General features: G+C 72.1%; 21 protein-coding genes. 13 read left to right on the forward strand and 8 right to left on the reverse strand.

Annotated features, from left to right (window positions below; genetic code table 11):
- Nucleotides 1-128 precede the first annotated feature (128 nt).
- Genes ACFWV2_RS17250 through ACFWV2_RS17260 form a run of 3 tightly spaced genes read right to left on the reverse strand, consistent with a single transcriptional unit; the run spans nt 129 to nt 4,828 of the window.
- Complete coding sequence (locus ACFWV2_RS17250) at nt 129-1,586, reverse strand: family 43 glycosylhydrolase (RefSeq protein ID WP_384405863.1); 1,458 nt, start codon at nt 1,584-1,586, stop codon at nt 129-131.
- Nucleotides 1,583-3,805 (reverse strand): glycoside hydrolase family 3 N-terminal domain-containing protein, encoded by a 2,223-nt coding sequence (locus ACFWV2_RS17255; RefSeq protein ID WP_384405864.1) that lies wholly within the window; start codon nt 3,803-3,805, stop codon nt 1,583-1,585. The genes ACFWV2_RS17250 and ACFWV2_RS17255 overlap by 4 nt, the downstream gene beginning before the upstream one ends.
- A gap of 9 nt (nt 3,806-3,814) precedes the next feature.
- Nucleotides 3,815-4,828, reverse strand: coding sequence for a LacI family DNA-binding transcriptional regulator (locus ACFWV2_RS17260; protein ID WP_384405865.1), 1,014 nt, complete (start codon nt 4,826-4,828; stop codon nt 3,815-3,817).
- A 232-nt stretch (nt 4,829-5,060) separates the two neighbouring features.
- On the opposite strand from ACFWV2_RS17260, the gene ACFWV2_RS17265 reads away from it, so the two are divergent.
- From ACFWV2_RS17265 to ACFWV2_RS17280, 4 genes are all read left to right on the forward strand, one after another.
- The gene (locus ACFWV2_RS17265) at nt 5,061-6,353 is read left to right on the forward strand and encodes an extracellular solute-binding protein (protein ID WP_384405866.1); all 1,293 of its coding nucleotides are present in this window, start codon (nt 5,061-5,063) and stop codon (nt 6,351-6,353) included.
- A 46-nt stretch (nt 6,354-6,399) separates the two neighbouring features.
- Nucleotides 6,400-7,335, forward strand: coding sequence for a carbohydrate ABC transporter permease (locus ACFWV2_RS17270; RefSeq protein ID WP_384405956.1), 936 nt, complete (start codon nt 6,400-6,402; stop codon nt 7,333-7,335).
- Nucleotides 7,332-8,165, forward strand: a complete 834-nt coding sequence (locus ACFWV2_RS17275) for a carbohydrate ABC transporter permease (RefSeq protein ID WP_384405867.1) — start codon at nt 7,332-7,334, stop codon at nt 8,163-8,165. Before ACFWV2_RS17270 ends, ACFWV2_RS17275 begins: the two co-directional genes overlap by 4 nt.
- A 209-nt stretch (nt 8,166-8,374) precedes the next feature.
- Nucleotides 8,375-9,844 (forward strand): non-reducing end alpha-L-arabinofuranosidase family hydrolase, encoded by a 1,470-nt coding sequence (locus ACFWV2_RS17280; protein ID WP_384405868.1) that lies wholly within the window; start codon nt 8,375-8,377, stop codon nt 9,842-9,844.
- A gap of 122 nt (nt 9,845-9,966) precedes the next feature.
- Here the strand turns inward: ACFWV2_RS17280 and ACFWV2_RS17285 are convergent, their stop codons facing one another.
- Nucleotides 9,967-11,028 carry a PucR family transcriptional regulator gene (locus ACFWV2_RS17285; protein ID WP_384405869.1) on the reverse strand — a complete coding sequence of 354 codons (1,062 nt, stop codon included), beginning with the start codon at nt 11,026-11,028 and terminating at the stop codon, nt 9,967-9,969.
- A 252-nt stretch (nt 11,029-11,280) separates the two neighbouring features.
- Here ACFWV2_RS17285 and ACFWV2_RS17290 point away from each other — a divergent pair, with 252 nt between their 5' ends.
- Both ACFWV2_RS17290 and ACFWV2_RS17295 read left to right on the forward strand, forming a co-directional pair.
- The gene (locus ACFWV2_RS17290) at nt 11,281-11,712 is read left to right on the forward strand and encodes an NfeD family protein (protein WP_384405870.1); all 432 of its coding nucleotides are present in this window, start codon (nt 11,281-11,283) and stop codon (nt 11,710-11,712) included.
- Between the two features lie 3 nt (nt 11,713-11,715).
- Entirely contained in the window at nt 11,716-12,774 is a 1,059-nt protein-coding gene (locus ACFWV2_RS17295) for an SPFH domain-containing protein (RefSeq protein ID WP_384405871.1), read from the forward strand.
- A gap of 78 nt (nt 12,775-12,852) precedes the next feature.
- Here ACFWV2_RS17295 and ACFWV2_RS17300 read toward each other — a convergent pair whose 3' ends face one another.
- Nucleotides 12,853-13,074 (reverse strand): DUF5133 domain-containing protein, encoded by a 222-nt coding sequence (locus ACFWV2_RS17300; protein ID WP_384405872.1) that lies wholly within the window; start codon nt 13,072-13,074, stop codon nt 12,853-12,855.
- Between the two features lie 266 nt (nt 13,075-13,340).
- On the opposite strand from ACFWV2_RS17300, the gene ACFWV2_RS17305 reads away from it, so the two are divergent.
- The 4 genes from ACFWV2_RS17305 to ACFWV2_RS17320 are packed head-to-tail and all read left to right on the forward strand — an operon-like array spanning nt 13,341 to nt 17,594.
- Nucleotides 13,341-14,453, forward strand: a complete 1,113-nt coding sequence (locus ACFWV2_RS17305) for a glycosyltransferase (protein ID WP_384405873.1) — start codon at nt 13,341-13,343, stop codon at nt 14,451-14,453.
- Nucleotides 14,450-15,520, forward strand: coding sequence for a glycosyltransferase (locus tag ACFWV2_RS17310; RefSeq protein ID WP_384405874.1), 1,071 nt, complete (start codon nt 14,450-14,452; stop codon nt 15,518-15,520). Before ACFWV2_RS17305 ends, ACFWV2_RS17310 begins: the two co-directional genes overlap by 4 nt.
- Nucleotides 15,517-16,755, forward strand: a complete 1,239-nt coding sequence (locus tag ACFWV2_RS17315; protein WP_384405875.1) for a glycosyltransferase — start codon at nt 15,517-15,519, stop codon at nt 16,753-16,755. The genes ACFWV2_RS17310 and ACFWV2_RS17315 overlap by 4 nt, the downstream gene beginning before the upstream one ends.
- A complete protein-coding gene (locus tag ACFWV2_RS17320) occupies nt 16,740-17,594 on the forward strand; it encodes a glycosyltransferase family 2 protein (protein ID WP_384405876.1) in 855 nt (284 codons plus the stop codon). The genes ACFWV2_RS17315 and ACFWV2_RS17320 overlap by 16 nt, the downstream gene beginning before the upstream one ends.
- 148 nt (nt 17,595-17,742) lie before the next feature.
- On the opposite strand, the gene ACFWV2_RS17325 is transcribed toward ACFWV2_RS17320, so the two are convergent.
- A complete protein-coding gene (locus ACFWV2_RS17325; RefSeq protein WP_360792991.1) occupies nt 17,743-18,393 on the reverse strand; it encodes a carbonic anhydrase in 651 nt (216 codons plus the stop codon).
- Nucleotides 18,394-18,636: 243 nt separating this feature from the next.
- Between ACFWV2_RS17325 and ACFWV2_RS17330 the strand changes: the two genes are divergently transcribed.
- Both ACFWV2_RS17330 and ACFWV2_RS17335 read left to right on the forward strand, forming a co-directional pair.
- Entirely contained in the window at nt 18,637-20,073 is a 1,437-nt protein-coding gene (locus ACFWV2_RS17330; RefSeq protein WP_384405877.1) for an MFS transporter, read from the forward strand.
- Nucleotides 20,074-20,116: 43 nt separating this feature from the next.
- Nucleotides 20,117-21,391, forward strand: coding sequence for a preprotein translocase subunit SecY (locus ACFWV2_RS17335; protein WP_384405878.1), 1,275 nt, complete (start codon nt 20,117-20,119; stop codon nt 21,389-21,391).
- Between the two features lie 44 nt (nt 21,392-21,435).
- Here ACFWV2_RS17335 and ACFWV2_RS17340 read toward each other — a convergent pair whose 3' ends face one another.
- A complete protein-coding gene (locus tag ACFWV2_RS17340) occupies nt 21,436-21,807 on the reverse strand; it encodes an ArsR/SmtB family transcription factor (RefSeq protein WP_384405879.1) in 372 nt (123 codons plus the stop codon).
- A 96-nt stretch (nt 21,808-21,903) separates the two neighbouring features.
- Here ACFWV2_RS17340 and ACFWV2_RS17345 point away from each other — a divergent pair, with 96 nt between their 5' ends.
- Nucleotides 21,904-24,030, forward strand: a complete 2,127-nt coding sequence (locus ACFWV2_RS17345) for an HAD-IC family P-type ATPase (RefSeq protein WP_384405880.1) — start codon at nt 21,904-21,906, stop codon at nt 24,028-24,030.
- 16 nt (nt 24,031-24,046) lie between these two features.
- Here the strand turns inward: ACFWV2_RS17345 and ACFWV2_RS17350 are convergent, their stop codons facing one another.
- Nucleotides 24,047-24,997, reverse strand: a complete 951-nt coding sequence (locus ACFWV2_RS17350) for a LysR family transcriptional regulator (protein ID WP_384405881.1) — start codon at nt 24,995-24,997, stop codon at nt 24,047-24,049.
- Nucleotides 24,998-25,050: the final 53 nt, after the last annotated feature.

The following is a 25,050-nucleotide window of genomic DNA, read 5'->3' on the forward strand; positions in this document are numbered from 1 at the left end:
GGGGGGATTCGCGGAACCGGGCTGAACTCGGCGGATTCTGGACATGTGTGCGGGATCTGAACGGCGACTCTTGGAGAAGAGATCGCCATGAACAGGCATTTCCCTTGTCGACGCCCGAGTCCCGGCGGTCACTGCCGGCTCGGGTACGTGATGTCGAACCACGGGAAGTGCGCCTGGTTGGTGGACGGGCGGCCGTTGGACGTGGCGTAGAGGCCGAGCTGGACGCTGGTGAACAGCGGGGTGAGGAAGGTGGCTTCGACGGTGGTCAGGTCCTGCCAGGCGCCGTCGGATGCCGCGTAGGCGAAGGTGTGACGGAAGCCGCGGATGCGGACTCCGAGGCGAACCGGTCCCGGGGGAACGGGAACGCGGGCCAGGACATGGGGCCCCTGGCGGAGGCTGAGTCCCTCCGTGCTGTGCAGGAGGAGGAGGTGGGCGTCGTCGTCGAGGACTACGGCGAGCCCCGCCTGTTCGTCCGGTGCGGCGGGGGTGAAGCGGAGTTCGGTGGACACGTCGCAGTCGGGTTGTTCCTGGGGGCGAGCCAGGAGGGACGGGGTGGTGCGTTCGCCGAGGCGCTCGGGGCGGAGCTGGAGGCGGAGCCCGTCACCGGTGCTCCAGAACCGGGCGCGTGGGGTGCGCAGGGTGCTCCAGTCGGCGGAGAGGGCAGCGAAGCCGTCGTGGAGGGGGCGACGAAGGGCGGTGTGGCCGACGGGGGAGAAGACCGGCCAGCCGTCGTTCCAGTTGATCCGGCTGAGGAACGTCTCGCGGCCGATGGCGGAGCCCGGGCGGACGCCCAGAAGGACGGCCCGCCAGTCGCCGTCAGGGGTTCGGACCAGGTCGGCGTGCCCGGTGCACGTGGTCGGTCCCGTGGCGGGTGGGAGCACCGGGTTGCCGGGGGCGCCCTTGTAGGGGCCGGTAACGTGGTCGGCGCGGGCGGCCACCACACTGTGGTCGACATCGGTGCCGCCCTCGGCGGTGAGCAGCAGGTAGGTGCCGTCGATCTTGTAGAGGTGCGGGGCTTCTGACCAGCGGGCACCCGGTCGGCTGCCCGACCAGAGGACGTGTTCGGGTCCCGTGAGCCGCCGCTCGCGGGGAAGGTATTCGCGCATCCAGATCTCGGTGCGGCCGACGGCCTCGTCCAGCACGCGGGCGGCGGTGAACCAGGCCCGGCCGTCGCCGTCGCCGTCGCCGTCGTCCGGCCCGTCGTCGAAGAACAGCGACGGGTCGAAGCCGTCGCCCTCCAGCCAGAGCGGTTCCGACCACGGGCCCGCCGGGTCGGTCGCCGTGACGACGAAGTGGCCGGGGCCGTCCATCAGTGTGCAGACGAGATGGAAGACCCCCTCGTGGTGCCGGATCGTCGGTGCGAACAGTCCCCGTGAGGGCTCGCACCCGTCGAGGTCGAGCTGAGACGCCCGGTCGAGCGCGGAGCCGAGGCGCCGCCAGTTCACGAGATCGCGGCTGTGGAACACGGGAAGGCCCGGGAACCATTCGAAGCTGGACGTCACCGCGTAGTAGTCCGCTCCCACTCGGCAGACGGAGGGGTCGGGCCGGAACCCGGGGAGTACGGGATCCCCGAACGACGCGGTCACGGAACCGGGACGATCTCGACCGGAACGGACAGGATCCGGTCGGCCGCCGGGTGACGTACGGGGCCGTCCAGAGTGAAGGAGCCCTGGAGCGGCAGGTCGCCGCTGGAGCGCCCGACGGCCACCCCGATCTCCCCGGGCTCCACTCTTCTGCGCAGGTCGAGCCCAGTGAACGAGGTCCGGTCGGCATGGACGGAGAAGGTGATCCGGGCGGCCGCACCCGGTTGCAGCTCGACCCGGCAGAATCCGGCGAGCCACCGCTGCGGCCGGACGACGGACGCCTCGGGGTCCGAGAGGTACAGCTGGACCACCTCGGTTCCGGCCACCTCTCCCACGTTGCGTACGGTGACCGAGACGGCGACGACTCCGTCCGTCGCGGCGACGGGATCCACCGAGAGCTCCGAGCAGCGGAAGCTGGTCCAGCTCAGCCCGTGTCCGAAAGGGAACAGCGGGGTCGGGTCCACCGAGCTCCAGTCGGTGTGCCCGCCGAGCCCGGAGTGCAGGTAGGTGCCGGGCTGACCGCCGACCTCGCGGGGTATGGAGACGGGCAACCGCCCGGACGGCTCCGCGGCCCCGCTGATGATCCGGGCCAGTGCTGTCCCCCCCTCTTCGCCGGGGAAGAAGGCCTGCACCACGGCCGACGCGCGCTCGGCCAGCGAGCCGAGCGCGTAGGGCCGCCCGGCGACGAGGACCAGGACGGTCGGCACCCCGGACTCCAGCACGGCCGAGGCGAGTGCTGCCTGGTCGCCGGGCAGGGCGAGGGTCTCGGCGTCACAGCCCTCCCCGGAGGTGCCCCGGCCGAACATGCCGGCCCGGTCCCCGAGCATCAGCACGTGCACGTCCGGATCGACCGCGGTGACCGTGAACCCGGCGGTGGTGAGCGCCTCGCCGAGCGTCGGTATCTCCAGCCCGAGGGCGCCGGGCAGCGCGACGTGGTTGGGGAAGGAGTAACAGCCGAGGAAGGACTGGGGGTCGTCGGCGTACGGCCCGCTGATCGCGACCCGGCACGGCCGCAGCGGCAGGATGCCGTCGTTGGCGAGTAGCACGGTGGACCGTTCCGCCAGGAGCCTGGCCAGTGCCCGGTTCTCCGGCGGGTCGAGGTCGACGGGCTCGGGCTTGACGGGTTCCCAGTCGGGGTCGAGGAGGCCGAGTTCGGCCTTCTGCCGCAGGACCCGTTCCGCGGCCCGGTCGATGAGCTCCTCGGGTACGCTTCCCGACCGCACGAGTTCGGTCAGCGGCTCGCCGTAGCAGCGGGCCGTGGGCAGCTCGACGTCGATTCCGGCGGTCAACGCCAGCGCGCCGGCCGCGCCGCGCGACCCGGCCACGTGGTGCCGGGTCTCCAGGAAGGAGACGGCGTAGTAGTCGGCGACGACGACACCGCTGAAACCGAGCTCTCCCCTGAGCACGTCGGTGAGCAGCCGTCGGTCGGCGGCCACCGGGACGCCGTCCACGTCGGTGTAGCTGTTCATCACCGAACGGGCGCCTCCCTCGCGTAGCGCCCGCACGAAGGGCTCGACCAGCACGTCGGCGAACTCGCGAGGACCCGAGGCGACGGGGGCCATGTTCCGGCCGCCGCGCGAGGCCGAGTACCCGGCGAAGTGCTTGAGAGTCGCCACGATCCCGGCGCCTTCCAACCCCTGTACGTAGGCGGTGCCGATCGCACCGACGAGGTAGGGGTCCTCGCTGATGCACTCCTCCGTCCTGCCCCACCGGTAGTCACGGACCACGTCGAGCACCGGAGCCAGTCCCTGGTGGACGCCGACCCGTCTCATACCCGCGCCGATGGCGGCGGCCATCCGGCGCACGAGCCCGGGATCGAAGGACGCGCCCCAGGCGAGGGGCCCGGGGAAGACCGTCGCTCCGAACGTCATGAACCCGGTCAGGCACTCCTCGTGCGCGACCGCCGGGATCCCGAACCGTCCGGATGCGGTCACCTGCCGCTGGAGCGAGGCGAGCCGTTCCATTCCGGCCTCAGCGGTGACCGGAGCGGTGCCGTACACCCGGGTGAGCTGGCCCAGCCCGTGGGCGGCGATGTCGTCGAGACCGGGCGCCGGCTCGGCCGAATCGTCCTCCATCGGTGCGACAGGCGCTCCCGGATTCGAGGGCAACGCCCAGAAGCCTGCGAGTTGGCCCGCCTTCTCCTCCAACGTCATCCGCTTCTGCAGATCGGCGACTCGTACGGACGCGGGGAGGAGGGGGTCACGCCAGGGAACGGTCGTCAAGGGGTTCTCCTAGGGACGGGGCGGGGCGGTGGAGACCCGGACCTTGAGTTCGGTCGAAAGCTCCATCCGGGGGCTGACCAGGGGTTGGTCCTCCAGAAGCTGGAACAGTGTGCGGGCGGCAAGTCGGCCCATCTCCTCCAACGGCTGGCGCACCGTCGTCAGCGGTGGTGACAGCCACTCACACATCGGCAGGTCGTCGAAGCCGACCACGCTGAGGTCCTGCGGGATGCTCAGTCCGGCCTGCCGGGCGGCTTCGTAGACGCCCATCGCCTGCTGGTCGCTGCCGGCGAAGATGGCGGTCGGCGGGTCGGGAAGGGCGAGTAGTTCCCGGGCCTGCCGGAACCCGCCCTCGTGCTGGAAGTCGCCGAAGCGGATCAGAGTGCGGTCGACCTCGATCCCGGCCCGCTCCAGGGCGGCCCGGTACCCGTCGATGCGGGCCTGGCTGCAGAGCATCTCCTTACGCCCGCCGATCGTGGCGATCCGGCGGTGCCCCAGCTCCAGCAGGTGCTCGGTGGCGGCGAGGCCGCCCGCCCAGTTGGTGGCGCCGATACTCGGCACACCGTTGCCCGGCAGGTCGATCGGGTCGATGACGACCAGCGCCACCCCTGCCCGTTCGACCTGGGTGCGCTGGGCTCGGGTGACCGAGCTGGTCACCAGGATGACGCCGTCGCTGTGGTGCAGGGCCGGCAGGGCGGCCCAGCTCGACGGCGTGGCCTCGCCCGGCGGCACGAGCGATACAACGGTGCCGACGCTGCGCCGGGCGCACTCGGCCTCGACGCCGCGCAATATCTCCACCGCCCACGCGCTGTCCAGACCGCCGATGATCAGGTCGACGAGCCCGGACCTGCGGACCCTGCCCTGCCGGCCGGGACGGAGGTACTGGTGAGACCGCAACAGACCCTCGATCCGTTCGCGCGTCGAGGGTGCGACATCGGAGCGGCCGTTGATCACCTTGGACACGGTTGCCTGGGAGACCCCCGCCTCCGCGGCGATGACGGCCAGGGTCGGACGCTGCTCGCTCAACTTCTCTCCTCTGCGCGGACACCTTCGGTAGGCGAAAGGTATCGCAAACTTTCGACGAGTTTCTGGTCGACGGAGCTGCTTGTCAAGCCCGAGAACAACCCTCGCTCTCAACCAAGTTGGCTACAAGCCTTGACCGAGAAGCCCCGCGTTCCTAGTTTGTGGCAGCACAGAATTTGAGAGTGTTTCGAAACGTTTTCGGGCGCGAACCGGCATTCCCCACCCCGGAGGTCCCATGACCAGCAAACCCCCGAGCCGACGAAGCTTCCTGGCGTTCTCGGGCCTGACCGCACTGTCCGTCTCCCTGGCCGCGGCATGCGGCGCCGACGACTCCGGCGGCAAGCGGGCGGCCGGCGGCGAGGTGACGTTCGCATGGTGGAACATCGCCACGACGGAACCGGGCAAGTCCCTCTTCCCGCAGATCTCCTCGGCGTTCACGTCCGCTCACCCGAACATCGCGATCGAGACGACCTCGTTGGAGAACGAGGCGTTCAAGGCCAAGCTGACCGCCGTCACTTCCTCGGGCAAGCTCCCCGACGTCTTCCAGACCTGGGGCGGCGGCGTGCTGCGGCAACAGGTCGACGCGGGGCTGGTCGAGGACCTCACCGACGCACTCGACTGGTCGTCCGACCTCACCCCGGTCTCGCTGCAGGCCTATCAGTTCGGGGGCCGGACCTACGCAGTGCCCTATGACGTCGGCATGGTCGGCTTCTGGTACAACAAGAAGCTCTTCGCCCAGGCGGGGATCACCGATCCGCCGACCACCTGGTCGCAGCTCCTTGAAGACGTCAGGAAGCTCAAGGCGGCGGGTGTCATCCCGATCGCCCTCGCGGGCAAGGAGAAATGGCCGGGGCACTACTACTGGGCCTACCTCGCGATGCGCGTCGCGGGCCTTCCCGCGCTACGGCAGGCAGCGACCACCAAGGACTTCACCGGCGCGGGCTTCGTCCAGGCAGGTATCCGCCTCAAGGAACTGGTCGACCTCCAGCCGTTCCAGAAGGGCTTCCTCGGCGCCGGCTACGCCACCCCGGGCGGACAGGCCGCGACCATGGGCAACGGCAAGGCCGCCATGGAGCTGATGGGGCAGTGGGGACCGTCGGTCCAGAAGGACGCGGGCGCCGACCTCGGAGCGCACCTGGGCTTCTTTCCCTTCCCGGCGGTCGACGGCGGTGTCGGCCAGGTCACCGAGGTGTTCGGCGGTGGCGGCGGCTTCGCCCTGCGCAAGGGCGCCCCGAAGGAGGCGCTGGACTTCCTGAAGTTCTTCGTCCTGGAGAACGAGTCCAAGCTGCTGGCCTCCAACGGCTTCCTGCCGGTGGTCAAGGGCGCGGAGAGCCAACTCGCCGACGTGAACAGGAAGGTGGTGGCCGACAGCCTGGTCAGGGCGACGGGCTTCCAGCTCTTCCTCGACCAGGCCTACCCGCCGGCGGTCGGCCAGGAGATCAACGACAGCGTCGCCGACCTCATCGCCGGCAAGAAGACTCCCGAGCAGGTCACCGCGTCGATCACCGAGGCTGCGAAGAGTGCCTGACTCCGTGCCCGTCCTGACCGAGGAGCGGACGGAACACGCCGTGCCGATGCGCCCGCCCGTCCCGGCCCGGTCGCTCCTGCGCGCGTGGGGAAGCTGGGCGTCGGTCGCCTGGTTCCTCGTCCCGGCTCTGGTCCTCTTCCTCGTCTTCGTCCTCACTCCGATCGTGGTCGCCGTCTACACAGGCTTCTTCAAGTGGGGCGGGATAGGCCCCATGGACCACTTCGTCGGTTTCGCGAACTACACCAAGCTGTTCGACGACCAGGTCTTCCTCGGCGACCTCAGGCGCGGGCTGTACCTGATCGTCCTGTCGGTCACGGTGCAGTTGCCCTTCGCGCTCTTCACCGCGGTCCTGCTCAACCAGAGGCTGCGCGGCCGGGCCGTCTACCGGATGCTGTTCTTCGCGCCGTACATCCTGTCCGAGGTGGTCACGGCGGTCCTCTTCACCCTGATCTTCCTGCCAGGCGATGGCATGGCCGACCATCTCGTCGGCGCCCTGGGCCTGGAGGGGTTGCAGGGCACGTGGCTCGCCGATCCCTCCACGGTCATGCCGACCCTGTTCGTGGTCATGATCTGGAAGTACTTCGGCTTCCATATGATGCTCTTCCTCGCCGGGCTGCAGAGCATCCCGGGCGAGATACTCGAGGCCGCCTCCATCGACGGCGCCGGCGCCTGGCAGCGCTTCCGGCACGTGACGCTGCCGCTGCTCGGCCCGACGATCCGGATCAGCGTCTTCCTTTCGATCATCGGGTCCATCCAGCTCTTCGACCTCGTCTGGGTCATGACGGCGGGCGGGCCCAACCACTCCTCCGAGACGATGGCGATCTCGATGTTCCAGTTCGGGTTCAAGCGGTACCAGGTCGGCTACGCCAGTGCGATCAGCGTGGTGCTGTTCATGATCAGCCTGGCCTTCTCCCTCTTCTACCAGCGTTACGTGCTCCGCCGTGACCTGGGCGGGGCCGTCACCACGGGAGGCGGCCGGTGAACGCCGGAGGAAGGACGGCACGCGGCCTGTCGCTGCACGCTGTGGTCTGGCTGATCGGCGCGTTCGTCGTCGTGCCCCTGATCTACGCGGTGATCTCCGGGTTCAAGAGCACCGGCGAGTTGACGACCAATCCCTTCGGCCTGCCCCAGCGGTGGAAGACCGGCAACTACACCGGCATTCTCGGCGACGGAATGTTCTGGCGGCAGATCGCCAACAGCGCGGGCATCGCGATCGGCACGACGTGCTGCACGGTGGCGGCCGCCGCGATGGCGGCATTCGTGCTGGCCCGCTATGCCTTCCGGGGCAGGGAGCTGTTCTACACGCTCTTCACGATCGGGTTGATGTTCCCGTTCGCGGTGGCCGTCCTGCCACTGTTCCTCATGCTGCGCACCTTCGGCCTGCTCGACAACCCGCTCGGGGTGATCCTCCCGCAGGCGGCCTTCGGGCTCCCCATGGCGATCATCATTCTGCGCGGCTTCTTCCGGACCATCCCGGCGGAGGTCGAGGAGGCGGCCATCGTGGACGGCTGCGGCAAGCTCCGCTTCTTCTGGAAGATTCTGCTGCCGATGGCGCGTCCGGCGCTCGGCACGGTCTCGGTGCTGGCGATCGTCGCGAGCTGGAACAACTTCTTCCTGCCCCTCCTGGTGTTCAACGACCCGAAATGGCAGACGATCCCGGTCGGCGTCCAGCAGTTCCAGGGTCAGTACTCGACCGATTACGCGCTCGTCCTCGCCTACATCGTGCTCGCCATGGTCCCCGCGCTCGCCTTCTACGCCGTCGCCGAGCGGCAGCTGATCGGCGGCCTCACCGCGGGCGCCACCAAAGGCTGAATCCGTCCTGTGTGAACCTCACTTGAGGAGTCTCGTGAAACGTCTGACGGTACCGGAAGGCCCAAAATTGTGAGCGCTAACATGCGGCGTTCGGGACGGCCCCCCGAGTGTGTGGCCGCCTCCACGTCCATCCCGTACCCGCCCCCTGGCGCGGCCGCTCCGCGGCTGGTCGGGGTCATCTCACCACGCCCCCCGAAGGAGTTCCTCTGATGTGGTCCCGCCATCCGTCCCCGTTCCACCTGAGAGGCCTGCTCGCCGTCCTCATGCCCTTGCTGTTCCTGGCCGCCTACCTCGGTGCGCAGCCCGCCGGCGCGGCGCCGGTCATCGACACCAACGCCTCCTACGTGCTCATCAACCGCAACAGCGGCAAAGCGCTGGACGTCCACAACCTGGCGACCCATGACGGTGCCCGCATCACCCAGTGGGCCAGGAACGATCAGAACCAGCAGCAGTGGCAGCTCGTCGACTCGGGAGGCGGCTACTACCGCATCAAGTCCCGGCACTCCGGCAAGGTGCTGGACGTCCACAACGGGTCCACCGCGAACGGCGGCCCGATCGTCCAATGGGCCGACCTGAACGGCGCCCATCAGCAGTGGCGACTGGCCGACAGCTCGGACGGTCACGTGAGGTTCATCGCGCGCCACAGCGGCAAGGCCCTCGAAGTACAAGGCGGCTCCACCGCCGACAACGCGAACATCGTCCAGTACGAGGACTGGGGCGGCGGCAACCAGCAGTGGCAGCTGGTCAAGGTCGGCGGCGGCAACCCCGGCCCGTGCCCCCTTCCGTCGACGTACCGCTGGACATCGACGGGCCCGCTGGCGCAGCCCAAACCGGGGTGGGTCTCGCTCAAGGACTTCACCGTCGCCCCCTACAACGGCCGACAGCTCGTCTACGCGACGACGCACGACACGGGGGAGACGTGGGGTTCGATGAACTTCGGCCTCTTCACCGACTGGTCGGAGATGGCCTCGGCCGCCCAGAACGCGATGTCGACGTCCGTCGTCGCGCCCACGCTCTTCTACTTCGCGCCGAAGAACATCTGGGTGCTCGCCTACCAGTGGGGGAGAACCGCCTTCTCCTACCGGACGTCGAGCGACCCCGCCAACCCGAACGGCTGGTCATCGGAGCAGGTGCTCTTCTCCGGAGGCATCACCGGCTCCCCGACAGGACCCATCGACCAGACACTCATCGGTGACAGCGCGAACATGTACCTGTTCTTCGCCGGCGACAACGGCAAGATCTACCGGGCGGGCATGCCGATCGGGAACTTCCCGGGCAGTTTCGGCACGACCTCGACCGTGATCATGAGCGACACGACGAACAACCTGTTCGAAGCCGTTCAGGTCTACAAGCTCCAGGGCCAGAACCGCTACCTGATGCTCGTCGAGGCGATCGGCTCGCAGGGCCGGTACTTCCGCTCGTTCACGGCCACCAGTCTGGACGGCACGTGGACGCCCCAGGCCGCCACCGAGAGCAACTCCTTCGCCGGCAAGGCCAACACCGGCGTCACGTGGACCAACGACATCAGCCATGGCGAACTGATCCGCGCCGGGGCCGATCAGACCTTCACCGTCGATCCCTGCAATCTGCGGTTCCTCTACCAGGGACGCGACCCGAACTCCGGTGGGGAGTACGGTCTGTGGCCCTATCGGCCGGGGCTGCTGACACTGCGGCGCTGACGGCATGACACGGTCCGGCTCCCGTGGGGAGCCGGTGTGGCGGGCTCGGCGGAGGGCCGGGCCCGCCCGGCCGGGCTCTCGCCGCGCCTCCGTCGACACACGACCGGCCGGCCGGAACCTGATCACAGGGCCTGGTCGGGCCAGTCCAGGAGGCGGGCGCCGACGACGGCGGTCTGGAGGGTGTAGCGCTGGACCGGGTCGCCGGGATCCGCGCCGGTCAGGCGGTGGATGCGGTCCAGGCGGTACGTCATGGCCCGCACGCTGAGGTTCAGGCGACGGGCCGCCTGCGCGGTGACGCAGCCGGTGTCGAAGTACGCCGTCAGGGTGTCGAGCAGAGGCTTCGCGCCGCCCCGGGCCTCCTTGAGCGGGCCGAGGATGGTGCGGACGAGGTCGGCCATCGCCTGCCGGTCTCGGGTGAGGACCGGGTAGACCAGGAGATCGGCGGCGTGCAGGACCGGCTCGTCCAGGTGCATGCGCGCGGCGAGGTCGAGGGCGTTGAGGGCCTCCTCGTAGGAGTGGACGACTCCACCCGCGCCCGGGTGGGCGCGACCGATGGCGACCCGGCCGCCGTCGGTCGCCGCGTACGCCTGCTTGGCGAAGTGGGCCAGCACGTCGGGCTCGTCGGCCGGTGCGACGCAGATCAGGCGGCCGTCCTTGGTGGTGAGCAGGATGCGGCGGTCGCCGAAGCGGGCGATGAGCGCGGACTCGACGGTACGGGTGACCGCGTAACCGTCGCTGTACGGCTCCGGGCCCTGGGCGACGGCCACGGCGTGGGCGTGGGACAGGAGCAGGCCGAAGCGTTCGGCACGTTCGGCCAGGCGGCCGAGGTCACTCCGGCCGTAGAGCAGGTCGTCGATGAACTCCCGGCGCGCGGCCTCCTCCTGACGCATCGCCAGATGCTGCGCGCGCTCGTGGCCCTCGGCGAACGCGTCGACGGCCTGCCCGACGGCGCCCAGCAGGTGATCCGCGGCGCTCCTCGGCACGTCGAGGAGTACCCTCTGCGCTGCGGAGAGGTGGGCGCGGACGAGGGGCCGCAGTCCGACACCGGCCTCCGCGGCCCGCTCCCCGCGGGAGCGGAGGGCCTCGCGTTCCTCACGGGTGAGCGTACGACGGGTCGCGCACACGTTCGTCAGGATCTCGGCGTACCCCTCCAGGTGCCCCTCGGTTGGATCCTTCTCCGTCACGCTTCCTCCCGGTCTCTCTCCCCACGCGACCGACGAGCTCCGGACGCGCGGAGGCCAAGACTGGCACGCGGACCGCGGAGGGCCGCAACCGGCGTCGAGGGGACATCGAAACCCCCGACCCCCTGGCGGGCGAGGGAGGAGCGGGAAGGGCGGTCGGCCTGAGCGTGCACCGTCGCAAAACGGGGTAGAAACGACAAAAGGGTGCGCTGTTCGTACGGCCTTCCGCGGAGTCGCACCCGCCGGGAGAGCGCTATGGACCTCTGGCTGATCTGGTTGATCGCCGCAGGGGTGCTGGCGGTGGCGGAGATCCTCACCCTCACCGCCGCACTCGGGATCCTCGGCGTCGCCGCGGCGGTCACGGCGGGAACCGCCGCCCTGGGGGTCCCGCCGCCCCTGCAGCTCGTCGTCTTCACCGCGCTGGCCGTGGTCAGCCTGTTGTTCGTACGCCCCGTCGCCGTGCGCCATCTACGGGGACCCCAGACCGAGCGATTCGGCATGGACGCGCTGGTGGGCCGCTCCGCCCAGGTCGTCTCGGAGGTGACCGGCCTGGGCGGCAGGGTCCGCATCGGCGGCGACGAGTGGACGGCCCGCGCCTACGACGAGACGCTGTCGATACCTCCGGGAGCGACGGTCGACGTCATGGAAATCGATGGCGCCACCGCCGTCGTCTACCCCCGGGAGTGAGTCATGGACGTGCCGGGACTGCTCATAGCCGGTCTGATCCTCGCGGCGCTCGCCGTGTTCACCGTGGTACGGGCGGTACGCATCGTGCCGCAGGCGCGGGCCCGCAACGTCGAGCGACTCGGCCGCTACCGGCGCACGTTGCGGCCCGGGCTCAATCTCGTCATCCCCTACGTCGACCGCGTCTATCCGGAGATCGACCTCAGGGAACAGGTCGTCTCGTTCAGGCCGCAGCCGGTCATCACCGAGGACAACCTGGTCGTCGAGATCGACACCGTGCTGTACTTCCAGGTCACCGATCCACGCGCCGCCGCCTACGAGATCGCCGACTTCCTCCAGGGCGTCGAACAGCTCACCGTCACCACGCTCCGCAACGTGGTGGGTTCCATGGACCTGGAGAAGACCCTGACCTCCCGGGACACCATCAACAACCAGCTCCGCGGCGTGCTCGACGAGGCGACGGGCAAGTGGGGGCTGCGGGTCAACCGCGTGGAGATCAAGGCCATCGACCCTCCGCAGTCCATCAAGGACGCCATGGAGAAGCAGATGCGCGCCGAGCGGGACAAGCGGGCGGCGATCCTCGGGGCCGAGGGGCAGCGGCAGTCGCAGATCCTGACCGCCGAAGGGGACAAGCAGGCCGCCGTGCTCCGGGCGGAGGGCAACCGCACCGCCGAGATCCTCAAGGCCGAGGGGCAGTCCCGCGCCGTCGACGAGGTGTTCCAGGCCGTCCACCGCAACGACCCCGACCCCAAGCTGCTCGCCTACCAGTACATGCAGATGCTGCCCCAGCTCGCCCAGGGCGCGGGCAGTACCTTCTGGGTGATCCCCAGCGAGGTCACCTCCGCGCTCCAGGGGGTGTCCCGCGCCTTCAACGAGGTGCTGCCCAAATCCCCGGCCACCCGTGAGACGTCCTCGGAGGACAGGGCGGCCGCCAGGGCCGCCGACGACACGGCGAAGGCCGCGGAGGCCGCCGCCGAGGCACTGGCCGACGCGGCCGAAGCCGACGCCGCCACGCTTCCCTTCCCCGCAGGCGGTAAGGCGCCGCGGGGGCCGGCGGGTGAGTAGGGCCGGGCGCGGCGTCCCCCGATCCCGGCCCGTGCTCGCCCCTGCCGGTCTGTTCTCGGGGACAGGCCGGCGCTTCGGTCAGCCGGCGAGCGCGAAGCGGCTCTCGGCGTTCGCGGCGGACAGCTGTCGGCGGGCGGTGGCCAGCGCGGTGTCGATGTCGCGCGTACCGGTGGCCACGCACAGGGTGTACGTGACGTCTTCCCTCCGGCGGCGCGCCTCGACCGAACCGTCATCGGCACGCAGCAGCGTCTCGTACCGCTCGATGAGGTCCGTCAGCACCGTGGGGTGGGCCATCAGCATCAGGCTTCTCCTTCTACTCCCAACAGGGGACACCCGTCCCGTGCCGCTCGCCTGCCCCCGAGGGCGCGGAGGTATGCGCGGCATCCGACGGAAAGCCGCCCGCCCCACGGTTGACCCTCAGCGGAGGCGCGGTCGACGCGCCTGTACGACCATCGAGTCACGGGACGAGCGGTGCCGACGCGCCGGTCCCGTGCCGTGCATGCCGTGACAAGAGGCGCGGGTACTGCCCAGGGCGCCGGAACCCTCACGCGGGAGTCAGCACCGTCATGACCGATCAGACCGCCCTGCCGACCTCACCGTCCCGCCGACCGGGCGACCGCTCGGTACGGGTGGCCTCCGTACCCTCCGGTCACGTCTACGTACGGCACTGCGGCGACGAGGAAGCCGCTGACGGCGTCATCCGCCTCACGGACCCCCGGCCCAACGGCGCGCCCAGCACCTCCGGCCGCTGGTGGCCGCCCGTCATGCTCGAACCCGCCTGGGTGGACGGACACCATACGGAGTTCGACGTCTTCCACCTCCACTTCGGCTTCGACGCGCAGGGCCCGGCCGCGCTCGACGACCTCGTGACCGCGCTGCGCCGCCACGGCAAGCCGCTCGTCTACACCGTCCACGACCTGCACAACCCGCACCAGGTGGACCCGGCGCCGCACCGCGCCGCCCTGGACGTTCTCGTCCCGGCGGCCGACCGGCTGATCACCCTCACGCCCGGCGCCGCCGACGAGATCGCCCGGCGCTGGAACCGAAAGGCCACGGTGCTGCCCCACCCCCATGTGGTGGAGCGGCCGCACCTCACCCGGCCCCGCCCGCCGCGCGACCGCTTCCGCGTCGGCCTCCACGCGAAGAGCCTGCGACCCAACATGGCCGTCCTGCCCGTGGTGCGGGTCCTGGCCGAGACGCTCGCCGAGCTGCCCGACTCCGACCTCCAGGTGAACATCCACCGCGAGGTGGGCGACCCCGGCGCCCACGCCTACGCCCCGGCCGTGCTCGACGAGCTGCGGGCACTGGCGGCACGCGGCCTGCTGCACCTGCACGAGCACGACTACCTCGACGACGACGCGCTGTGGGACTACCTGAGCGGCCTGGACCTGTCCGTCCTGCCGTACACCTTCGGCACCCACTCGGGCTGGCTCGAGGCGTGTCACGACCTCGGCACCGCCGTCGCGGCGCCCACCTGCGGGTACTACGCCCAGCAGCGTCCCTGCCTGTCCTTCGGCAACGACGCGGAGAACGGACTCGACGAGGAGTCCCTGCGTGCCGCGGTCCTGGAGGCGTACCGCACGCGTCCCGCGTGGCGGGCCTCGGCCGCCGCCCGGACCGCCGAGCGTGCCGCCGTCGCCCGCGCGCACCGGGACCTCTACCACGAGCTGGATCGATGAGCGTCCCGTTGCGGATCGTCCTGATCGCCTCCGCCCGCTTCCCCGTCGGCGAACCGTTCGCCGGAGGTCTTGAGGCGCACACCTGGACGCTCGCGAAGGCGCTGTCCGAGCGCGGGCACCACGTGGAACTGTTCGCCGCCCCCGGCTCCGACCCGAGCCTGGGGGTGCACGAACTCCCCGTGCACCGGCCGGTGCTGAGCACCATCGCCCGCCAGGACGTCAGCATGCCCGACGCCGTCTGGATGGCCGAGCACCACGCCTACCTGCGGCTCATGCTGGATCTCGCGCAGGACGGCGAACGGCGCTTCGACGTGGTGCACAACAACAGCCTCCACCATCTGCCCGTGGCGATGGCGTCGGCGCTGCGGCTGCCGGTCGTGACCACCCTGCACACCCCGCCGACCCCGTGGCTCGAGTCGGCCGTCCAGGCGCAGGACCGCTGCCCCGTGACGTTCACCGCCGTCAGCGCCCACACCGCGGAGGCCTGGCGCGGGACCGCGCCCGGGGCCCGGGTGGTGCGCAACGGGATCGACACCCGCCTGTGGCCTCCCGGCCCCGGTGGGCCCTACCTCGTCTGGTCGGGGCGGCTGGTCCCGGAGAAGGGGGCGCACCTGGCGGCGCAGGCGGCCCGCAAGGCCGGCCTGCCGCTGCGCATGGCGGGACCGGTGGGGGACCCGCGGTACTTCGCCGAGTACGTCGAGCCCCTCCTCGGCGACGGCATCGACTACGTCGGCCACCTGGACCGCAGGGCCCTGGCCCGGCTGGTGGGCGGGGCGGCCGCGGCGCTCGTCACCCCGTGCTGGGAGGAGCCGTACGGTCTGGTCGTCGCCGAGGCGCTGGCCTGCGGCACTCCGGTGTGCGGCTTCGACCGGGGTGCGCTGCGCGAGATCCTCACGCCGGAATGCGGCCGGCTCGCCCCGGCCGACGACCCCGCGGCCCTCGCCGCGCTCGTTCCCGAGACCGTGCGGCTGGACCGCCGGGCCGCGCGGGAACGCGCCGAACGCTTCTGCTCGCTGGACACCATGGCCCAGGAGTACACCGCGATCTACGAGGAGTTGACCCAGTGATCGGCTACTACGTCCACCACCAGGGCCGAGGCCACCTCCACCGCGCGCGGTGCGTCGCCCACCGGACCCGTACGCCCCTCACCGGTCTGTCCTCGCTGCCCCGCCCCGCCGACTGGCCCGGGGAGTGGATCCCGCTGCCCCTCGACACCGGGCCGGTGACCGACGGACCGGCGGGCACCGCCACCGCCGATCCCACGGCGCACGGCCGACTCCACTGGGTACCCCGCCACCACGCCGGGCTCCGTTCCCGGATGGCGGCCGTCGCCGACTGGATCGACCGCACCGCGCCCGCACTGCTCGTCAGCGACGTCTCGGTCGAAGTCGCGACCCTGGCCCGGCTCATGGGTGTGCCCGTCGTGGTCTCCGCGATGCGCGGCGACCGCTCCGACGCGGCCCACCGCCTCGCGTACGACCTGGCCGACGCCCTCATGGCGCCCTGGCCGGCGGCGCTGCCGGAACCCGACTGGCCACCGGAGTGGCGCGCCAAGACCGAGCACACCGGCGCCTTCTCCCGCCACGACGGACGGCCCCGCCCGGAGAAGCGTGAGCCGGGCGGTACGGGTCCCCGGCCCGAGCGGTCCACGGCCGGCCGGGAGGTGCTGCTGATGCTCGGTGCCGGAGGCACCGAGCTGACCGCTGCCGACCTGCGGGGGGCGGCGGACGCCACCCCGGGATGGAACTGGACGGTGCTCGGCGGCCCGGGCGGCTGGACCGAGGACCCCTGGCCCCTGCTCTGCCGGGCCGACGTGGTGGTCACCCACGCGGGCCAGAACGCCGTGGCCGAGTGCGCCGCCGCCCGCACACCCGCCGTGATCGTGCCGCAGTCCCGGCCGCACGGCGAACAGCACGCCACCGCCCGCGCCCTGGCAGCGGGCGGACTTGCCACCGTACGGGACCGCTGGCCCGAGCCCCGGGACTGGCCCGGGCTCCTGGACGAAGCCCTTCGGACCGGGGGTGACCGGTGGGGCCTGTGGGCTCCAGGTGACGGGGCCGAGCGCGCCGCCCGCCTGCTCGACCGCCTGGCCGCGCCGGAGGCGCGCACCGACCCGGAGGCGCCCACCGATGCGGGTGTGCGTCAGGTCTCGGGCGTGCGTGAGGACATGGGAGTGCAAGCGGACCCGGGCGTACGTGCGGACGCGGGCCGGAGCACGGCCATCGGCGTACGGGCGGACACAGGCGCGGACGCGGCCCCGACCTCACCCCCGGGCGGGAGCACCACATGCGCGTCGCGGTGATCACCCTCGTCGCGGGCCGCCACCGCCATCTGGCACTGCAACAACGGGGTCTCGCCCACGGCACCCGCCGGCCCGATCACTACGTCGTCGTCACCATGGACGATCCGGGCGCCGCCGACGTGGTGCGGGGCCGTCCGCCGACGGCGGACACCGTGGCCGTACCGCGCATCGACGGAGGCGGTCTGCCGCTGGCGGCCGCCCGTAACGCGGGCGCCCGGCGGGCTCTGGAGGCGGGCGCCGACCTGTTGGTCTTCCTCGACGTGGACTGCGTACCCGGACCGGGCCTGCTGGCCCGCTACGCCGACACCGCCGAGGACGGCGCTCTGCTGTGCGGCACCGTCGCCTACCTTCCCCCGCCGCCCGCCGACGGTTACCGCCTCGACGCGCTGTCCCGGCTGGCGTCTCCGCACCCCGGACGGCCCGTCCCCTCGGACGGTGAGGTGCGGACCGGCGGCGACCACCGGCTGTTCTGGTCCCTGTCGTTCGCGGTGACCGCGGCCACCTGGCGGCGGATCGGCGGCTTCTGCGAGGACTACACCGGCTACGGCGGTGAGGACACCGACTTCGCCATGACCGCCGCCGGACGGGGGGTGGACCTGTGGTGGGTCGGCGGTGCCGCCGCCCACCACCAGTACCACCCCGTCAGCAGGCCGCCCGTCGAGCACCTGGACGACATCCTGCGCAACGGCGCCCTCTTCCACCGCCGCTGGGGCGAATGGCCGATGGAGGGCTGGCTCCGTGACTTCGCCCGCCTCGGGCTGGTCACCCACGACGCCCGGACCGGCTCCTGGCACAGACGGGAGCCCGCGGGCGTCGGCCGCCCCGGCCCGGCCGGGTGAGACGCCCGCTCCCGATCGCGCGACCGTCAGCGGACCAAGGCGTCGGCAGACCAGGGCGTCAGCGGACCAGGGCGTCAACGGGCCAGGGTGTCAGCGGGCCAAGGCGCCAGCGGACCGCGCGTCGGCGGGCGACGTCACGCGTCGACAGTCAGCGGCTAGAAGGCGCGTCGCCCTCCTCGTCCCCGCCGGCGATGTCCCCGCGCGAGGTCACCAGGCGCGCGCTGCCCTCGGCGAGCTGGTAGCCGAGGCCGACCACCGCGACCTCCCCGGCCTCGACCTGCTGCGACAGCAGACGGGAGCGGTCGAGCATCAGGTCCACGGTGTGCCGGATGTGCTCGTCGATGATGTCGCTGTCACCGGTCAGACCGGCCGCCCGGGCGGCGAGGATGCTCGGCGTGACACGCTCCACGACGTCACGGACGAAGCCGCCGGCGGAGAAGCCGTCCTCCACCGCCGCGCGGGCGGCCGCGACCGCCCCGCACGAGTCGTGTCCGAGGACGACGACCAGACGTGCGCCGAGCACGCTGGTCGCGTACTCGACGCTCCCCAGCACCTCCGACCCCAGCACATGGCCGGCGGTCCGTACGACGAACAGGTCCCCGAGGCCCTGGTCGAAGATGATCTCCGCGGCGAGCCGCGAGTCGGAGCAGCCGAGGACGACGGCGAACGGGTTCTGACCGGGGGCCAGCTCGGTGCGGCGGGCGGCGTCCTGGTTCGGATGCTCGACCGAGCCCGCTACGAAGCGCTTGTTGCCGGCGAGGAGGGCGTCGAAGGCGATGTGGGGTGAAGTTCTGGGCATACCCGCAGCCTATGATCCGGCGGCACTCCGTGCCGGGTCGGGGGTCCGTTGACGCGCGTCGACTCCCCCCGGTCTCTCGGGGCGGCCGTACGCGTGCGACGGCACCGCCCGCGACGAGGCCCGGCGACGGTTCGCGAGTCCGGCGTCCACACGGACGTTTTGCGGTATCCGCAAAGTTCTTGGTCCCCGGCCGTCCCCCCGCCCCAACCTGGGCGCGTACGACTTCGTCGAAGGGGGAACATCATGCTCACGACATCCTTGACCGCCTCGCCCGCCCCACTGAGCCCACGGAGGCGCTGGACCGTGCTCGCGGTCTGCGCGCTCAGCATGTTCCTGGTCGGTGTGGACACCACCATCGTGAACGTGGGGCTGCCGGAGATCGGACGCGGTCTCGGCACGGGCACCCGCGGTCTCGCATGGGTCGTCGACGCCTACACCGTCGTCATGGCCGGTCTCCTCATCGTCTCCGGCGCCCTCGCGGACCGCTTCGGGCGCCGTCGGGTCTTCCGCTGCGGACTGCTCGTCTTCGGTCTCGCCTCCCTCGCGTGCGCCCTCGCCCCCTCCCTCGGCACGCTCGTCGCCGCCCGGGCCGTGCAGGGTATCGGAGCGTCGATGCTGAGCCCCGTGGCCCTGGCGATCGTGGTGAACGCGATGCCCGACCCCCGCGAACGGGCCCGCGCGATCGGGGTGTGGGCCTCGGTCTTCGGCCTCAGCATGGCGGCGGGTCCCGTCACCGGCGGGGCGCTCATCGCCGCGTTCGGCTGGCGCTCGGTGTTCTGGATCAACGTGCCGGTGGTCCTCGTCGCTCTCGTCCTGGTCGCCGTCTTCGTACCGGAGTCCCGTGGCCGCCGCGGCCGCCGCGTCGACCTGCCGGGGACCGTGCTCCTCACCGCGACGATCGGGCTCTCCGTCGGTCTCCTCATCGAGGGACCGCGCATCGGCTGGACGTCACCCCCGGCCCTCACCGGTTACGCCCTGACCGCGGCCGCCGTCGTCGGCTTCGTCCTGGTCGAACAGCGCCGCGACGAACCCCTGATGGACCTCGGCCTCTTCCGTCGGCCCCCCTTCGTCACGGCCGTGCTCGGGGCGACCGCGGTGTTCGTCGCCCTGAACGTGACCCTGCTGCTCAACACCCTCCACCTCCAGCACGCCCGCGGCTGGACTCCGCTCGCGACCGGCGCGGCGACCCTGCCCATGGCGCTCGGGGCCACCCTGTGCGCACCCTGGGCCGGCGCCCTGGTGGGCCGGCGCGGCGCGCGGCTGCCGCTCGTCCTCGCGGGCGGGTTCACCGCGGCCGGAGGACTGTGCCTGGTGCGCCTGGACCGGGACACGAGCGTCGGGGTGATCCTCCTCGCCTTCCTGCTGATCGGCATCGGGTTCGGCTTCGCCAACGCCCCCTTGACGAACACGGCCGTCGGCGGACTGCCGCCGTCCCGGGCCGGAGTCGCGGGAGCGATCACGTCGACCGCCCGTCAGGTCGGTGCGGCGGTCGGCATCGCCGTCGCCGGCGGTCTGGTCGCGGGCGTCGGCCCCACCGGCCTCGCCGCGGCGACCCGCCCCGGGTGGTTGCTCGTGGCGGCCTGCGGGCTCTTCCTCCTGGTCGTGGCGCGAGCGGCGACGCCCCTGGCCCGTAAGGGAGTTGACTCGGTGTCCAACAGGGGAGAGCGTTCGGTGGGGTGAACATCCGGCCCCGGTGACGTGAGGACGGACGGGGGAGTCGTTCATGCTCGCACGAGTGCTGCGCGTACCCGAGCTGCGGAGGCAACTGCTGTGGACGGTGCTCGCCGTCGTGGTCTTCCGGCTGGGCCAGAACCTGCCCCTGCCCGGTGTACGCGGCGGGGCGCCCGACGGGGCCGCCGCGGGCGGTGACGGGGGACGGGGGCCGCTCCAGGGCCTCGTCGAGTTGCTCACCGGCGGTGGGCTGGGCGGGCTCTCGGTGTTCGCCTTCGGGACGGCACCCGTCATCGCCGCCCGTCTCGTCATGCAGGTCGTGAGCCAGCTGGTCCCGCGCGTGCGGGTCCTGCGGGCGGCCGGCGAGCAGGGCGCCGCCGTGATCGCGCGCGTGACGCGGTGGCTGGCGGTCCTCCTGGCCGCCGGGGCCGCCGTCGTGGTGGTGGGCGCGGTGACCGACGGCGGGTGCGTCCCGCTCGCCGACGTCTGCGCCTCGGGCGACTCGTCCCTCCTTCACGCCCGCGCGGACGGCCTGCTCGTGCGGGTCGCGCTGGTGGCCTGCATGACGGCGGGTACGGCGGTCGTCGTGCTGCTGGGCGGGCTGATCACGGCCCGGGGCGTCGGGGAGGGCCTCTCCGTCCTGTTCCTCGCCCAGATCGCCGCGGTCGTCCCGGGCCAGGTGCTGAGCGCCGCCCGCGAGACCGGAGGCACCCGGGGCGCCGTCGTCCTCCTTCTCGTCGCCGTCGCCCTCGTGGTCATGGTCGCCATGGTCATCGCCGTGCAGCAGGGGGACCGGCGCATCCCCGTACAGCGGGCCAAGCGGATGATCGGCCGCCGGCTGCACGGTGCCACGCCGACGTACGTGCCCGTGAGGGGCGGACAGGGCGGCTTCGGCGTGATGGTCCCGGCGTCCCTGCTGCTCCTGGTGCCGGCGCCGGTGGGACCGTGGCTGCTCCTCCCGTACGTCCTGGTCGTCTTCGCGCACGCGTGGCTCCGGGCGGGCATCGAGCCGGGCGCCGTCGAACTCGCCGACCGGCTGAAGGGGGCGGGCCTCTTCATCCCCGGGATCCGTCTGGGCCGGCCGACCGCCGAGTACATCCAGTACGTCCAGGTGCGGATCGGACTGATCGCCGCGCTCTGCATGACGGCCGTGGCCCTGGTCCCCGTGCTCACGCTCCTGGCGCTCGACGGGCCCGCCGGGCGCTTCGCCCTCAGCGCGACGACGCTGCTGATCACCGCGAGCGCCGCCCTGGGCACCGCACGGCCCGCCGCCAGGCGGATGGAGTCCCTGGCGATGATGCGCCGGCACGAGCCGACCCTGCGCTGACCGGCGGCGCCCGTCCACGCCCGCGCGGGGAGACGGGCGCCGTCTCAGCGCGGCCCCGTCACCGTGTCGGACATGCCGAGGCGGAGATGCTCCACGTGATGGAGGGCCTGGTCGAGGAGGCCGGCGACGTGGTCGTCGTGGAGCGCGTAGACGACGGAGCGGCCTTCGCGGGTGCCGGTGACCAGGCCGAGGTTGCGGAGCAGGCGCAGTTGATGGGAGCAGGCCGACTGCTCCATGCCGACGGCCCCCGCGAGCTCCGTCGCCGCGCAGGGCCCCTCGCGGAGGCGGGCCAAGATCAGCAGCCTCGACGGTGTGGACAGCGCCTGGAGCGTGGTGGCGACCTGCTGCGCGTTCTCCGGGGTCAGACGGGTGTGCGGTGCCGCGCTGCTGTCCGGTGCGTTCACTCCATGGCCCATGGCAGCATCCTACGGAAGCAAACACATGAATGGATGTTCAAGTGTTCCTGTACGGTGGGGGTGTACGACTCCTCCCGCGAAGGGGCTCCCTCCGTCATGCCCTCCACCCTGACCAAGTCCGCACCGCCGTCCGCCGGCATCGCGGACGCCCGTCGGCGCACCCGCGTCCTGGCGCTGCCGGAGGCCCGCTGGGCCCTGGCCGCCCTGCTGCTGTTCCTCGCCGGCCTCCCCCTGGACCTCCTCGGGGCCCCGGCCTGGACATGGGGCCCGCTCTTCGCCGCCACGTACCTCACCGGCGGCTGGGAACCGGCGTGGCAGGGCCTGAGGGCACTGAGGAGCAGGACCCTGGACGTCGACCTCCTGATGGTGGTAGCCGCCCTCGGCGCGGCCGCCATCGGGCAGGTCCTCGACGGAGCGCTCCTGATCGTCATCTTCGCGACCTCCGGCGCCCTGGAGGCGATCGCCACCGCCCGTACCGAGGACTCCGTACGCGGCCTGCTCGACCTCGCCCCCACCATCGCCACGCGGGTCCTGGACGACGACGCCGAGGAGAGCGTGCCGACCGCCCACCTGGTGGTCGGGGACGTCATCGTCATCCGCCCCGGTGAGCGGATCGGGGCCGACGGCCGCGTCCTGACGGGGGCGAGCGAGGTCGACCAGGCCACCATCACGGGCGAGCCCCTGCCAGTGGCCAAGGAGACCGGTGACGAGGTCTTCGCGGGCACCCTCAACGGCACGGGCGTGCTGCGGGTCGCGGTCGGGCGGGACGCCTCGGACTCGGTGATCGCCCGGATCGTCCGCATGGTCGAGGAAGCCTCCGAGACCAAGGCCCCCACACAGCTGTTCATCGAGAAGATCGAGCAGCGGTACTCACTCGGCATGGTCGCGGCCACCCTGGCCGTCTTCCTGGTCCCGTTGGCGTTCGGCGCCGAACTCACCGCCTCCCTGCTGCGCGCGATGACCTTCATGATCGTCGCCTCGCCGTGCGCCGTGGTCCTGGCCACCATGCCGCCGCTCCTCTCTGCCCTGGCGAACGCCGGCCGGCACGGCGTCCTGGTGAAGTCCGCGGTGGTGATGGAGCGCCTGGGACAGGTCGACGCGGTCGCCCTCGACAAGACCGGCACGCTGACCGAGGGCACCCCTCGCGTCACCGCTGTCCGCCCCCTGTCCGGACCGGGCCGGACCACGAGGGCGCCGGAAGGAGCGGCGGCGCGTGCGAGCGCGACGGCCGACCACGAGCGGGGAGCCGTCCGGGAGGGGGCGGGTGCGTCGGACGAGTCCCGCGGGACGTTCCCCTCCGGTCGCCCGGACGAGGACGGGCTGCTCGCGCTCGCCGCCGCCGCCGAGTACCCCAGCGAGCACCCGCTGGCCCGCGCGGTCGTCCTCGCCGCCCACGCCCGCGGCCTCCGGCTCGCGCCCGCCGAGGACTTCGGCTCCGCCCCCGGCATCGGCGTCACCGCCACCGTCGGCGGTCACGAGGTCCGGGTCGGCGCCCCCGCCCGGCTCCTGCACGGGGCCGACGACGCGCTCTCCGCCCGCGCCGCAGGAGTGGCGGCCGAACTGGAGGCGGGCGGCCACACCGCCGTACTGGTCGTCGTGGACGGAGCGCCGGTCGGCGTCCTGGGCATCGAGGACCGGCTCCGCCCGGACGCCGCCGCCACCGTCGCCGCCCTGACCGGGCTGACCGGCGCCGCGCCGACGCTGCTCACCGGCGACAACCCGCGCGCCGCCGCCCGTCTGGCAGCCGCCGTCGGCATCACCGACGTACGGGCCGGCCTCCTGCCCCAGGACAAGGTCGCGGCCGTCCGGGACCAGGAGCGGGCAGGACGCAAGGTCATGGTGATCGGCGACGGCGTCAACGACGCGCCCGCTCTGGCCGCCGCCCACACCGGCGTCGCCATGGGCCGGGCCGGCTCCGACCTCGCCCTGGAGACCGCCGACGCGGTGATCGTCAGGGACGAACTCGCCACCGTCCCCACCGTCGTCGCGCTCTCCCGCCGCGCCCGGGGCCTGGTCGTGCAGAACCTCGCCATCGCGGGAACGTTCATCACCGTCCTGGTGCTCTGGGACCTCCTCGGCAGCCTGCCGCTGCCCCTCGGCGTCCTCGGCCACGAGGGCTCCACCGTCCTCGTCGGACTCAACGGACTGCGGCTGCTCCGCGAATCCGCGTGGCGCCGCGCCGCCACCGACGCCGTCACCCCGCCCGCCGTACGCGCGGGGTGAGCCGTCGCGCGCCGGGTCACCAGGCCCGGCCGGCCTCGATCAGCAGGTCGCGGACGCGGGTGACGTCCGGGTGCGCGGGGCGGCCGGGGCGCTGGGCGAGATAGGCGGTGTTGATGGGCGGGTCGTCGGGGCGGTGGAGGAGGACGAGGGCCCCGGAGGCCAGCTCGGATTCGCACAGATAGCGCGGCAGGACGCTGAAACCCGCTCCGGCGGTGACCGCCGCCAGGACACCGCGCAGGTCGGGCACGGTGACGGCGGCGGGTCGGGACAGCCGGGTCCCGAAGACGTGCCGCCAGTAACGCCGGGCGATCGGCAGGTCCTCCGCGTACGTGATCAGAGGGACCCCGTGCAGGGCCGCCGGCCCCTCCTCGGCCACCCGCTCCTTGACGCGGTCGGCCCAGACGGGGGCGGCGACCAGCGCGAACTCCTCGTCCATCAGAGGAACGGCCGCCAGGGCCCGCCCGCGCGGCCGGAACGTGGCGATGACCAGATCGTGGCGGCCGCTCCGGAGTTCGTCGAGGAGCGGTTCGGTGAGGCCCGGCGTGACGCTGAGCCGTACCCCCTCCGCCGTCAACGGGACCAGGGCCGGGAGGACCCGGGTGCAGAGCAGCTCCGCGGGCCCCGCCAGATGGACGGGGGAGGCCCGTTCGTGCGGCTCGGACCCGTCGCCGGCCGCGACCGCGAGCGCGTCGAGAGGAGCGGCGACGCGGGCCGCGAGGTCGTGGGCGCCCGCCGTGGGGGAGACGCCCCGTGGCAACCGCTCGAACAGCTCCCGGCCGGTCCATCGCTCCAGGGCACGGATCTGGGTGGTCACCGTGGGCTGCGACAGACCCAGGAGACCGGCGGCCGCCGTGAACGAGCCGGAACGGTAGACGGCGAGGAAGGTACGCAGCAGGTTCAGGTCCGCCACGGGAGCCGCGGCGGACCGCGCCTCGCCGACAGCCCCATCAGGATCCCTATGCCTCACACGGCAAGCCTACGGGTCTCCTATGGCAGGCCACCCGTCCCGCCTTCGCGGGC

The organism is Streptomyces sp. NPDC058671 (assembly GCF_042716475.1).
In the GTDB taxonomy this organism is placed as follows: Bacteria; Actinomycetota; Actinomycetes; order Streptomycetales; family Streptomycetaceae; genus Streptomyces.